The organism is Clostridium sp. C8-1-8 (assembly GCF_009928445.1).
Classification (GTDB): domain Bacteria; phylum Bacillota; class Clostridia; order Clostridiales; family Clostridiaceae; genus Clostridium_AR.
This window is the reverse complement of record NZ_JAABNO010000034.1, coordinates 1-12,557: the sequence shown is the minus strand read 5'-3', so window position 1 is coordinate 12,557 and position 12,557 is coordinate 1. Positions and strand designations below refer to the sequence as shown.

Here is a 12,557-nt window from a genome sequence, read left to right as displayed (position 1 = left end):
ATTTATTTTAAATCTTTTCCATGATTGATAATAATCCCAACAGATTACTCTAACTGAAACTAAGATTAAAATATTCATTATTATTATCATAACCTTATATGATCTTTCTTAATATAACCTAACCTCTAAATACATCTTTAAAACTAATATCCATTTTACAAAAATAAGCCTTATTAGTCAAAGATTATTGATGAAAAATTGCTAATAGGCTTTTCTAAATTCATTGAGTACATTTTCTTATATATTTATGATAAATAGTCAAAAGGAAAGCCTAAAAGGCTTTCCTCTACTTTTCTTTTCTTATATCGACCACTATTCTTCTATATGGCTCTTCTCCCTCACTATAGGTATATACAGTGGAGTTACCTTGAAGAGCTGAATGTATAACTCTTCTCTCATATGGATTCATAGGTTCAAGCTTAAATGGTCTTCCAGACTTTCTAACCTTATATGCTGTTTTATCAGCTAATCTCTTTAAGGTTTCTTCTCTTTTACCTCTGTAGTTTTCTGTGTCTAAAACAACTCTTTTATAAGGTATATCATGACCTTTATTAACAACTAGGCTCACAAGATATTGAAGCGAATCAAGTGTTTCTCCTCTATAACCTATTATAACCCCCATTTTAGGTCCTAATAGATTAATATTTAAAACATTATCTTCTTCTACTATTCTTATCTCAGCCTTTATGTCCATAGAATCTAATACACTTCTTAAAAATGTCTTAGCCTCAAGAACATAGTCTCTTTTAACTGTCACAACAATTTTTGCAGGTTTTGACCCAATAAGATTAAATAAACCTCTACTACCTTCTTCAACAACGTTATATTCAACTTTATCTTCCGTAACATTTAATTCTTTTAGAGCATTCTTTAGAGCTTCCTCTACAGTCTTTCCCGTAACTTCTAAAGTTTTTTGCATACCCTAGTCACCCACCTTATTATACTAAAAAGCTTAGTACTTAAAATATATCTATATATTAACTTGCTAATGCTTTTTTCTTAGCTGGTACCACTACTAAAAAATAAGTTTGAACTACTTGTATTAAGTTACCCATTATCCAATAAAGAACTAATGCAGATCTAAAGTTAATAGCCATAACACCCATCATTATTGCCATACCTATATTCATAGATCCCATATTCATACCACCAGCTTGTTGAGTTGTAGCAGCTGTTGATTTTGTTGCTAAGTATGAAGATAAATAAGTTGTAATTGCAGATACTACAGGTAAAACATACCATGGGTCTTTAGCATATAAATTAGGAATCCATAAGAAAGAAGCCCCCTGTACATTTATCTTTGAAAATACGCCGTATAATGCGAATAGAATTGGCATTTGTATTAATAATGGTAAGCATCCGCTGAAAGGACTAACATTATTTTCTTTATATATTCTCATCATTTCCATCTGTGCTTTTTGAGGATCATTTTTATGTTTTTTTTGCATTTCTTGGACTATTGGTTGAACCTCTTGCATCTTAGCCTGTGATCTTATCTGTTTAATATTTAACGGTAATAATATTAACCTAACAATTACGGTCAATATAAAAATAGCCAATACATAAGATGTACCAACGTGAGTAATACCTATGCTGACTACCATATTATGAAGTGCCGTAAAAACATCAGTTAAGAAATTAATTATTGGTTGTAACAAAACTCTAACCTCCTACACTCTCTTATTTCACAGGGTCATATCCACCCTCATGAAATGGATGGCATCTTAATATTCGTTTTATTGACATGAAACCACCTTTTAAGGCTCCATATTTTTGTATAGCTTCAATTGCGTACTGAGAACAAGTAGGATAATATATACAAGAAGGTCTCTTTAAAGGCGATATAAACTTTCTATAGAACTTTATTAGAAGAATTAAAATCCTTTTCATTTTTTATTAATCCTGCCTTATTAAATAAATTGATCATAGCTTTTTGGACTTCCCAATAGGTTTTGTCATTTATAGCTACTCTTGCAATAAATACTAAATCATTTCCTCTTTTTATATTCTCATTATTCAATCTATAACTTTCACTTATCAATCTCTTAGCTCTACTTCTTATTACACTAATTCCAACTTTTTTACTTACAGAAATACCTACCCTATTATAAGGTAGACCTTTCTCGTCTCTATTTCTTCTATTATTATATATATATAATACAAGCAAATCATTAGCAAAGGATTTCCCTCGTCTATACACATTTCTAAATTCCATGTTTTTTCTTAGTTTTTGATCTGCCATAGCTTCGATATTCTCCTTTATTTCTGCAGTTGCAGAAAAAGGCCACAAAAGCGGCCCTTATGCTGTCAATCTCTTTCTACCTTTTTGTCTTCTTCTCTTAAGAACTGTTCTACCTGATGCAGTAGCCATTCTCTTTCTGAAGCCATGCTCTCTTTTTCTTTGTTTCTTTTTAGGTTGGTATGTCATGAACATGTAAAATACACCCCCTTTAGTTAATTATGTTTTATAGTGAAAAACTATTCTGTCACTGAATCTTATGCGTTTTAAGATTTACTTTTTAATTATATATTTCAAGTGCTTTTATGTCAAGAAAATCAATAGTTGTTGATAATTTTATGATCACATATATTTTTTGTGGATAAGTTATTGAACAGGCCTCTTTCTTTATGATATTATTATGTAGTGGCTGTGTATAAATTGTTAATCCACTAATACTTATCCACAACTGTTGATAAGTCTGTGCATAACTTGTTACTTTGTGTATATAAGTGGCTTTTACATTATATATTTTTAGCCTTTTTTCTATTATTATACCAATGTTGATAGTGTTATCTAATATCTATTGACATATGTTGATAAGTTTAAATCTATAAATTTATCAACATAGTTATCAACATGTGAATAATTTTATTTACATAGTCAATCATCTTAAGAGGGTGTTTATATTTTTGTGAACAAACTGTTATTATCGAAAAATCAACTAATAAATTTTTTTTGACTGGAGGATAGGAAATGGATGCCCAACTAAACCAAATATGGGATAAAACATTAAATATAATGAAGGGTGAGATGTCTGAAGTCAGTTTTAATACTTGGATAAAAAGCTGTGAACCTATATATATGGACTCAGATACTATAAAATTTAGTGTTCCTAACGATTTTACCAAGGATATAATCGAGAAGCGTTACAAGACCCTTTTCGTTCAGGCAATTAAGCTAGTTTCTTCAAAAAAATATAATATAGAATTCCTAATCCAATCCGAGCTTCAGCAAGAAAACGAGATTTCAACTAGACCAAATAAAGAAGAATCTTCTAATATATCAGTGGTTAGTGTTAATGATGAAATGTCTGCTACGTTAAATCCCAAATATACCTTTGACTCCTTCGTAATAGGAAATAGCAATAGGTTCGCCCATGCTGCTTCGCTTGCAGTAGCTGAATCTCCTGCAAAAGCATATAATCCTTTATTTATATACGGTGGAGTTGGTCTTGGAAAAACACACTTAATGCATGCAATTGGGCATTATATATTAAAAAACAATCCTAAGGCCAAGGTAGTTTATGTATCATCAGAAAAATTTACTAACGAATTAATAAATGCAATAAAGGATGATACAAATGAAGAATTTAGAAATAAGTATAGAAATGTAGATGTACTTTTAATAGATGATATTCAATTTATTGCTGGAAAAGAAAGAACTCAAGAAGAATTCTTCCATACATTTAATACCTTACATGAAGCAAACAAACAAATCATTTTATCTTCAGATAGACCGCCTAAAGAAATTCCTACATTAGAAGATAGATTAAGATCAAGATTTGAATGGGGCCTTATTGCTGATACTCAAGCGCCAGACTTTGAAACTAGAATGGCTATATTGAAGAAAAAGGCGGATGTAGAAAAATTAAATGTTGCAAATGAGGTTATGGTGTATATAGCTACAAAAATAAAGTCTAATATAAGAGAGCTTGAGGGCGCTCTTATAAGAATAGTAGCATATTCTTCACTTACAAATAGAGAAATCACTGTAGATCTTGCTTCGGAGGCATTAAAGGATATCATATCAAATAAACAAGGAAATCATGTAACTATAGAACTTATCCAGGAGACAGTTGCAAACTACTTCAATCTAAGAGTAGAAGATTTAAAATCTCAAAGAAGAACTAGAAATGTAGCTTATCCTAGACAAATCGCAATGTACCTTTCAAGAAAGCTTACAGATATGTCTCTTCCTAAAATAGGAGAAGAATTTGGAGGGAGAGATCATACTACCGTAATACATGCTTACGAGAAAATATCAGATGGATTAAATTCTGATGAAGTGCTACAGAACACAGTAAACGACATAACAAAGAAGGTAACTCAAAAGTAATTAACAGCTGTACATAATAACTTGCTAATATGCTGTGGATAACTAAAATAACATCAGTGCTTGGTTAATAATGTGGATAAGTTCAAGAATCCATTACAACTTATCCACAGTATTTTTTTACTGTTTTTTGGCTTATTATAAGGGTTACAAGTACTTTTCAACAAATCCCCAGCCCCTACTACTATTATTACTGTATTTAAATATATATTTATCTATATATTTATGTAATTTTTTTAAATATAACTTGTTGATAAATAAGGAGGTTTTTATTTTGATTTTTATATGTGATAAAAGTAAACTTCAAGATTCAATTTCAATAGTTCAAAAAGCAATAACTGGTAGATCAACTATGCCAATATTAGAAGGCGTATATATTAATGCAAGCAACAACTCTTTAACATTAATTGGTTCAGATAAAGACGTAAGTATAGAAACAAAGTTAGAAGCAGATGTTTTAGAAAAAGGTGCTCTTGTTGTAGATGCTAAAATTTTTGGAGAGATAATTAGAAAACTACCAAATGATGAAGTAAAGATTGAAACTCTAGATAATAACGGAATACAGATAACTTGCCAAAAATCTGAGTTCAATCTTATATATATGAATGCAGATGATTTTCCTAGCTTGCCTAACATAAATGAAAATATGATCTTTTCAGTTCCACAAAATCAGTTAAAAAATATGATAAAAGGTACATCTTTCGCTATAGCTCAAGATGAAATAAGACCTATACTACAAGGTATCTTGTTTGAAGTAAAAGAAAGTTATCTAAATTTAGTTGCATTGGATGGATATAGATTAGCTTTAAGAAGAGAGTTAATAGATACTCAAAACACAATAAATGCAGTAATTCCAGGAAAGACTTTAAACGAAGTGGCTAAGATTCTTGAAGATACTGACAATCAGGTAAATATAACATTTACTCCAAATCATATACTTTTTAATCTAGGTGAAACAAAGGTTATTTCAAGATTGCTGGAAGGAGAATTTATTCAATACAATTCAATTCTTCCTCAAGAACATAAGATGTCTGTTACCGTAAAAAAACAGCACCTTCAAAATAGTATTGAGAGAGCTTCCCTAATGGCTAAGGAAGGAAATAGCAATTTAATAAAACTGGATATCCAAGATGACGCTATGGTTATCACATCCAATTCTCAATTGGGAAAGGTTAGAGAAGAGATTGCTGTGAATATGCAAGGTGAAGGAATACAAATTGCATTTAACTCTAAATATTTATTGGATGTATTAAAAAATATGGAAGAGGATGAAGTTGTTCTTGAGCTTACTAGTGGCGTATCTCCTTGTGTTATAAAAAATAAAATAAATGAAAATAGCAAATACTTAGTAGTGCCAGTTAGATTAGTTAAATAAGAAAAAAGGAGTGGATTTGCTATAATTCTATTTTTAGACTTACGAATGAAAGTAGAAATAGTTAAAATCTTAACAATTACATGGAAGAAGTTAAAATAAGTACTGAATTTATAAAATTAGATGCGTTCCTAAAGTGGTGTGGTGCAGTTGGTTCAGGATCAGACGCTAAGATGCTTATTCAAGAAGGTGAAGTAATTGTAAATGGTGAAGTATGCCTTCAAAGAGGAAAAAAACTTAGAGTTAATGATGTCGTAACGTTCGATGGCCAAGACTACAAAATAATTTAGTAATATTTAAATAATATATGCTATTAATAATTGTGGTATAATTAAATAGGTGCTTATATGTATATAAAAAAGATTATGTTACTTGATTACAGAAATTATAGAAATATAACTATTAATCTTGGCAGAAACGTTAATGTTTTTATGGGAGACAATGCCCAAGGGAAAACTAATGTTTTAGAAGCTATGTATTATTGTGGTTTCGGAAAGTCTCATAGGACTAATAGAGATAAGGAGCTTGTAAATTGGGATACTGAAAAGGCGTTTATAAGCTTAAGTGTAGGTAAAGAAAGAATAGATAAGAGAATAGATGTAAATATATTTAAAGATGGCAAGAAAGCTATTAAGGTTAACTCTATTAAGATAAATAAGATTGGGGAACTAGTAGGTATATTTAATGTGGTTATGTTCTCTCCTGAAGACTTGAAGATTGTAAAAGAGAGTCCTGGGATAAGAAGAAAATTTATAGATATGGAATTGTCTCAGTTAAATAAAAAGTATTATTATAGCTTGGTTCAGTATAACAAGATACTTAATGAGAGAAACACAGTTCTGAAGCAAAGAAATGTTGATTTATCTATGCTAGACATATATGACTTGCAACTTAGTGAGTTTGCAGAATACATAGTTAAAGAACGTATAAAGTATATAGATAAGCTCAACGAGCACGGAAAATTAGTACATGGTGAAATCACATCTGGTAAAGAAATTATAGAATTTAAATATATCTCAAGCATAAAAGATCTAAATAATATTAAACAATCCTTTTTATTAGGTCTAGAAAAAAATCGAAATAAGGATATCGAAAAAAGGATCACGTCTGTTGGTCCTCATAGAGACGATTTCTTAATCTTGATTAATGATATAGACGCTAAAAGCTATGGTTCTCAAGGTCAGCAAAGAACAGCAGTATTGACAATGAAATTTGCATCACTAAGAATAATTAAGGAGTTAACAGGGGAATACCCTGTCCTCCTTTTAGATGATGTGCTTTCTGAATTAGACTTTAATAGAAAAAGATATATTTTAACTTCTATAGGACAGATACAAACGGTTATTACGTGTACAGGAATTGAAGACCTTACAGGCTATTTAGATGAAAAAGCTAAGGTGTTTAAGGTTAAGGATGGAATAATTCTAACTTAGAGGGAGGCGTTTTCAGTGTTTTTACACTTAGGGGAAAATGTTGTAGTTCCAATTAAGGACGTGATTGGTATCTTTGATATACAAACAACGATGTATAGCAGTGATACTAGTCAATTCTTAAGAATGGCAGAAGAAGATGGCTTTGTAGAAAGGATAACCAATGACAAACCTAAATCTTTTGTTATTGCAGAAGTTGATAAAAAGAGTAAGATATACCTTTCGCCAATATCTTCATCCACACTTACAAAAAGAACGGATATAGATTATACGCCATAAATCGTCCGATATCTAATTTTTGTATTGTATTAATATATTAATTTTTAGGAGGAACTAAATGGTGGAACATAAAAAAGATTCTTATGATGAAAGTCAAATTCAAGTGCTAGAAGGTCTTGAGGCTGTCAGAAAAAGACCGGGAATGTACATCGGTAGCACTAGTTCAAGAGGACTTCATCATCTAGTGTATGAAATTGTTGATAATAGTATTGATGAGGCACTTGCAGGGTTCTGCAAAAATATAGAAGTTTATATTCATGAGGATAATTCTATAACTGTAATAGATGACGGAAGAGGAATGCCTGTAGGAATACATCCTAAGATGGGAAAGTCTACTGTTGAAGTAATTATGACGGTTCTTCATGCTGGAGGTAAGTTTGGCGGTGGAGGCTATAAGGTATCTGGTGGTCTACATGGTGTTGGTGCATCAGTTGTTAATGCATTATCAGAACTATGTGAAGTTACAGTTACTAGAGAAGGAAGTGTGTGGAAACAAACTTACTCTAAGGGAAATGTTACTAGTGAACTTACTAAAATAGGTGAAGACGATGGTCAAGGGACTAAAACTCACTTTAAACCAGACTCAGAAATATTTGAAGAGACTACATTTGATTTTGAGATATTGTCTCAAAGATTAAGAGAACTAGCTTTCTTAAATAAGGGAATTAGTATACAGCTTACTGATGAGAGAGATGGGAAAAGTGACAACTACTTCTATGAAGGTGGTATAAAGTCTTTCGTAAGCTATTTAAACAGAAATAAAGAAGTATTACATCCAGAACCAATATATGTTGAAGGAACTAAGGATGGCATAGCCGTAGAAGTTTCTTTACAATACAATGATGGATACAATGAAAATATATTCTCCTTTGCCAATAATATTGACACTGTTGAAGGTGGAACTCACCTTATAGGTTTTAAGGCTGCTTTAACAAGAGTGTTCAATGATTATGGCAAGAAGTTTGGATACCTTAAGGAAAATGAGAAAAATCTTTCTGGTGATGATATAAGAGAAGGATTAACCGCTGTAGTTTCTGTAAAAATATCAGAACCGCAATTTGAAGGGCAAACTAAAACTAAGCTTGGTAATAGTGAAGTAAGAGGCATAGTTGATACTGTAGCTGGAGAAGGCATAAGCGAATTCTTAGAGGAGAATCCTGCAGTAGGAAAGATTATTATAGAAAAGTCGTTGCTAGCTCAAAGAGCAAGAGACGCAGCTAGAAAGGCGAGAGAGCTTACAAGAAAGTCAGTGCTTGAGAGATCAGCTTTGCCAGGTAAACTTGCAGATTGTTCATCTAAGGATCCTCTAGAATGTGAAATATACATAGTTGAGGGAGATTCCGCAGGTGGATCAGCTAAACAAGGAAGAAACAGAAGGTTCCAGGCTATTTTACCTTTAAGAGGTAAAATAATGAATGTAGAAAAGCAAAGACTTGATAAGATATTAGGATCTGATACTATACGTTCTATGGTTACTGCCTTTGGTGGTGGAATAGGAAAAGATTTTGATGTTGAAAAGCTAAGATACAATAGAATTATAATAATGACTGATGCCGATGTTGATGGAGCTCACATTAGAACATTATTATTGACATTCTTCTACAGATACATGAGAGAGCTTGTAGATCAAGGGCATGTATATATTGCTCAGCCACCACTTTATAAGGTTTCAAAAGCTAAAAAAGACTATTATGTTTACTCTGATAAAGAGTTAGAAGAAAAGATGACAGAGATTGGTGGTAAAGACAATACTGTAGGTATACAAAGATACAAGGGTCTTGGTGAGATGAATGCTAGTCAGTTATGGGATACAACTATGGATCCTGAAAAGAGAATATTATTAAAGGTTTCTATAGAAGATGCTATGGCTGCCGATGAGATATTTACAATACTTATGGGAGATAAGGTTGAGCCAAGAAGAGATTTTATCCAAAAGAATGCTAAATTGGTAAGTAATCTAGATGTTTAGCACTAAAAGAGGTGAAGTACATGGATTTTAATGAGGGAAAAGTTCTACCAGTTGACATAAAAAATGAAATGAAGAAGTGTTATATAGACTATGCCATGAGTGTAATAGTAGGTAGAGCACTTCCAGACGTAAGAGATGGTTTAAAGCCAGTGCATAGAAGAATACTTTATTCTATGCATGAACTTGGTTTAGCGCCAGATAAGGGATACAGAAAGTGTGCAAGAATAGTCGGAGAAGTTTTAGGTAAGTACCATCCACATGGTGATTCATCAGTATATGATGCACTTGTAAGAATGGCACAGGATTTCTCTATGAGATATATGCTTGTAGATGGTCACGGAAACTTTGGATCTGTTGACGGAGACTCAGCAGCTGCTATGAGATATACTGAAGCAAAGATGAACAAAATAGCTGTTGAAATGTTGAGAGACATAAATAAAAATACTGTTGATTTCATGGATAACTTCGATGGAGAAGAACAAGAACCTATTGTTATACCATCTAGATTTCCAAACTTATTAGTAAATGGATCATCAGGTATTGCTGTTGGTATGGCTACTAACATACCACCACATAACTTAGGGGAAGTTATTGATGGTACTATAATGCTTATGGATGACCCTGAGACTTCTGTACTACAACTTATGGCACATATTAAGGGGCCAGATTTTCCTACTGCAGGAACTATAATGGGAACCTCAGGAATAAGAGAGGCCTATGAAACTGGTAAGGGAAGAGTTGTTGTAAGAGCTAAGGCTGATATTGAAGAAGAAAAAGGCAGACATAAAATCATTGTTACAGAACTACCATATCAGGTTAATAAGGCTAAGCTTATAGAGAACATAGCCGACTTAGTAAAAGATAAGAAGATAAGTGGAATATCAGACTTAAGAGATGAATCTGACAGAGATGGTATGAGAATAGTAATAGAGCTTAAGAGAGATGCAAACCCAAATGTTGTTCTTAATCTATTGTATAAACATACTAAGATGCAAGATACTTTTGGTGTGATAATGTTAGCTCTAGTAGACAATCAACCACAAGTACTTAATTTAAAGCAAGTGTTAACTCACTATATACAGTTCCAAAAGGAAGTAGTTACAAGAAGAACTGTATTTGAACTTAACAAAGCTCAAGAAAGAGCTCATATTCTAGAAGGTTTAAGAATTGCTTTAGACAACATAGATGAAGTTATAAATATTATAAGAAACTCAAAAACTACTGAAATTGCTAGAACTACTTTAAAAGAGAAGTTCGGATTGAGTGACGCTCAAACTCAAGCAATCATGGATATGAGACTTAGAAGACTTACTGGTTTAGAAAGAGATAAGATTGAGGAAGAGTTTAATGAGATCATGCAACTTATCAATTACTTAAATGAGATATTAGGTAGTGAAGAAAAGCTACTTTCAGTAATAAAAGAAGAGCTTATAGACATCAAAGCTAGATACTCTGATGAAAGAAGAACTGAAATTACTAAGAATGCAAATGAAATAGACTACGAAGATCTAATTCAAGAGCAAGAAGTAGTTATCACATTGACTCATAGTGGGTATATAAAGAGAATAGCTGCTGATACTTACTCTGCACAAAGAAGAGGGGGAAAGGGAATACAGGCTATGACTACGAAGGAAGATGACTTTGTAGAGCATGTATTTATAACATCAACTCATACTAACTTAATGTTCTTTACTAATAGGGGTAAGGTGTTTAAGCTTAAGGCATATGAGATACCAGATGCAGGAAGAGCTGCTAAGGGAACTAATCTTATAAATATTCTACCTTTAGAACAGGATGAAAGAATTTATACTGTTCTAACAATAAAAGATATGAATCAAGATGGATTCTTATTCATGGCTACAAAGAAGGGATTAGTTAAGAAGACACCACTTAGTGAATTCCAAAACATAAGAAAGAATGGATTAATAGCAATTAATCTAAGAGATGAAGATGAACTTCTAAAGGCAAAGGTAACTTATGGTGATGCAAACATAATGATAGTAACTCAAAATGGATACGCTATAAGATTCAATGAAAAAGATGTAAGGCCTATGGGAAGAACAGCTTCTGGTGTTAAGGCTATGAACCTACGCGAAGATGATATAGCTGTTTGTATGGATATAGCTGTAGATGGTGAAGATGTTCTAGTTATAAGTGAAAATGGATTTGGTAAGAGAACACCTGTATCTGAATATAAAGTTCAAAATAGAGGTGGAATGGGATTAATAACTTATAAATTAGCTGAAAAGACTGGTAAGGTTGTTGGTGCTACTATATGTAAGATCGATGACGAATTAATGCTTATAAACAGCAGTGGTGTTGCTATAAGAATTAATGTTTCAGACATTTCAGTTACTAGTAGATCAACTATGGGAGTTACTCTAATGAGAACCATTGAGGAAGAAAAGGTAGTTGCAATAGCAAAAATACCATATACTGAAAAGTCTTCTGAAGATGATGATAATGGTAGCGATGTGGCTGCAGAGTTAGAAGGAAATCCTGTTTCTGTAGAGCATGATAATAGTTTAGATGAATTATTAGAGAGAGCAGAAAATGAAGATCCTATTGAAGAAGATCCAATAGAATAATATTCACAAACAATAAAGAGACTATTTCTAGTTTTATATACTAGAGTAGTCTCTTTATTATTTTAATATATGATCTTAGATATGTTTATTAAATAAAACATCATTAATATCTAAGTTTGATTCTAATGTAATTTAATTATATAAGTGAAAAATATAAAAATCTTATCACTTTGCAATATAATTTATATATTTAGAATCTATTTTTTTAAGCTAGATTAGCTTTGAAAACATAGTTTTAATATATTATCACCTCTATATAACAGGTTATTAACCAATAAATTGTTAAAAACAAATGAAAACACTACCAGGTGTATCTATATGCAAAAAAGTTAATAATTAAGAGAATTTAATAGAAAAGTTAAAATAATTTCTTATAGTTAACAAAATTTATACAAATATATCACTTTTAAAATGTTAAGATAAACATCGTCACAGCGATACTAAATCGAAAGCAAACAAAAAAACATTTTAAAAAAGATGTTGACAATAAAGTTTGTAAGTGATAAGATAAGGAAGTCGCCAATAAGCGACAACAACAAACTTGGTCTTTGAAAATTAAACAGAGTAAAATAAACAAAGTCTAAAA

The 12,557-nt window shown here is 31.6% G+C and carries 12 protein-coding genes; 7 read left to right on the top strand and 5 right to left on the bottom strand.

From position 1 onward, the window contains the following. Positions 1 to 286: 286 nt before the first annotated feature. Genes jag through rpmH form a run of 5 tightly spaced genes read right to left on the bottom strand, consistent with a single transcriptional unit; the run spans position 287 to position 2,434 of the window. Positions 287 to 919 (bottom strand): RNA-binding cell elongation regulator Jag/EloR, encoded by a 633-nt coding sequence (gene jag / locus GXK57_RS22765; protein ID WP_128210859.1) that lies wholly within the window; start codon positions 917 to 919, stop codon positions 287 to 289. A gap of 58 nt (positions 920 to 977) precedes the next feature. Continuing rightward, positions 978 to 1,658, bottom strand: coding sequence for a membrane protein insertase YidC (gene yidC, locus GXK57_RS22760; protein ID WP_160680311.1), 681 nt, complete (start codon positions 1,656 to 1,658; stop codon positions 978 to 980). A 22-nt stretch (positions 1,659 to 1,680) separates the two neighbouring features. After that, positions 1,681 to 1,890, bottom strand: coding sequence for a membrane protein insertion efficiency factor YidD (gene yidD / locus GXK57_RS22755; protein WP_160680310.1), 210 nt, complete (start codon positions 1,888 to 1,890; stop codon positions 1,681 to 1,683). Continuing rightward, positions 1,853 to 2,242: a ribonuclease P protein component gene (rnpA, locus tag GXK57_RS22750; RefSeq protein ID WP_128210856.1), complete on the bottom strand. Its 390-nt coding sequence runs from the start codon at positions 2,240 to 2,242 to the stop codon at positions 1,853 to 1,855. The genes yidD and rnpA overlap by 38 nt, the downstream gene beginning before the upstream one ends. Positions 2,243 to 2,299: 57 nt before the next feature. Then, positions 2,300 to 2,434 carry a 50S ribosomal protein L34 gene (rpmH, locus tag GXK57_RS22745; RefSeq protein WP_128210855.1) on the bottom strand — a complete coding sequence of 45 codons (135 nt, stop codon included), beginning with the start codon at positions 2,432 to 2,434 and terminating at the stop codon, positions 2,300 to 2,302. Between the two features lie 540 nt (positions 2,435 to 2,974). On the opposite strand from rpmH, the gene dnaA reads away from it, so the two are divergent. From dnaA to gyrA, 7 genes are all read left to right on the top strand, one after another. Beyond that, positions 2,975 to 4,336, top strand: a complete 1,362-nt coding sequence (gene dnaA / locus GXK57_RS22740; RefSeq protein WP_160680309.1) for a chromosomal replication initiator protein DnaA — start codon at positions 2,975 to 2,977, stop codon at positions 4,334 to 4,336. A 271-nt stretch (positions 4,337 to 4,607) separates the two neighbouring features. Then, on the top strand, positions 4,608 to 5,708 hold the full coding sequence (gene dnaN, locus GXK57_RS22735; protein ID WP_160680308.1) for a DNA polymerase III subunit beta: 1,101 nt from the start codon (positions 4,608 to 4,610) through the stop codon (positions 5,706 to 5,708). An 80-nt stretch (positions 5,709 to 5,788) separates the two neighbouring features. Then, positions 5,789 to 5,995, top strand: a complete 207-nt coding sequence (gene yaaA / locus GXK57_RS22730) for a S4 domain-containing protein YaaA (RefSeq protein ID WP_160680307.1) — start codon at positions 5,789 to 5,791, stop codon at positions 5,993 to 5,995. Between the two features lie 57 nt (positions 5,996 to 6,052). Beyond that, on the top strand, positions 6,053 to 7,138 hold the full coding sequence (gene recF / locus GXK57_RS22725) for a DNA replication/repair protein RecF (protein WP_160680306.1): 1,086 nt from the start codon (positions 6,053 to 6,055) through the stop codon (positions 7,136 to 7,138). A 15-nt stretch (positions 7,139 to 7,153) separates the two neighbouring features. After that, the gene (locus tag GXK57_RS22720) at positions 7,154 to 7,414 is read left to right on the top strand and encodes an extracellular matrix/biofilm biosynthesis regulator RemA family protein (protein ID WP_128210850.1); all 261 of its coding nucleotides are present in this window, start codon (positions 7,154 to 7,156) and stop codon (positions 7,412 to 7,414) included. A 58-nt stretch (positions 7,415 to 7,472) separates the two neighbouring features. Continuing rightward, a complete protein-coding gene (gyrB, locus tag GXK57_RS22715) occupies positions 7,473 to 9,383 on the top strand; it encodes a DNA topoisomerase (ATP-hydrolyzing) subunit B (RefSeq protein WP_160680305.1) in 1,911 nt (636 codons plus the stop codon). A 20-nt stretch (positions 9,384 to 9,403) separates the two neighbouring features. Continuing rightward, the gene (gene gyrA / locus GXK57_RS22710; RefSeq protein WP_160680304.1) at positions 9,404 to 11,971 is read left to right on the top strand and encodes a DNA gyrase subunit A; all 2,568 of its coding nucleotides are present in this window, start codon (positions 9,404 to 9,406) and stop codon (positions 11,969 to 11,971) included. Positions 11,972 to 12,557: the final 586 nt, after the last annotated feature.

Bases quoted from the DNA above. Each gene is read 5' to 3' on its own strand.
- dnaA (WP_160680309.1), top strand. From the start codon at position 2,975: ATGGATGCCCAACTAAACCAAATATGGGATAAAACATTAAATATAATG.
- rnpA (WP_128210856.1), bottom strand. From the start codon at position 2,242: ATGGCAGATCAAAAACTAAGAAAAAACATGGAATTTAGAAATGTGTAT.
- yidD (WP_160680310.1), bottom strand. From the start codon at position 1,890: ATGAAAAGGATTTTAATTCTTCTAATAAAGTTCTATAGAAAGTTTATA.
- jag (WP_128210859.1), bottom strand. From the start codon at position 919: ATGCAAAAAACTTTAGAAGTTACGGGAAAGACTGTAGAGGAAGCTCTA.
- gyrA (WP_160680304.1), top strand. From the start codon at position 9,404: ATGGATTTTAATGAGGGAAAAGTTCTACCAGTTGACATAAAAAATGAA.
- yaaA (WP_160680307.1), top strand. From the start codon at position 5,789: ATGGAAGAAGTTAAAATAAGTACTGAATTTATAAAATTAGATGCGTTC.
- rpmH (WP_128210855.1), bottom strand. From the start codon at position 2,434: ATGTTCATGACATACCAACCTAAAAAGAAACAAAGAAAAAGAGAGCAT.
- recF (WP_160680306.1), top strand. From the start codon at position 6,053: ATGTATATAAAAAAGATTATGTTACTTGATTACAGAAATTATAGAAAT.
- gyrB (WP_160680305.1), top strand. From the start codon at position 7,473: ATGGTGGAACATAAAAAAGATTCTTATGATGAAAGTCAAATTCAAGTG.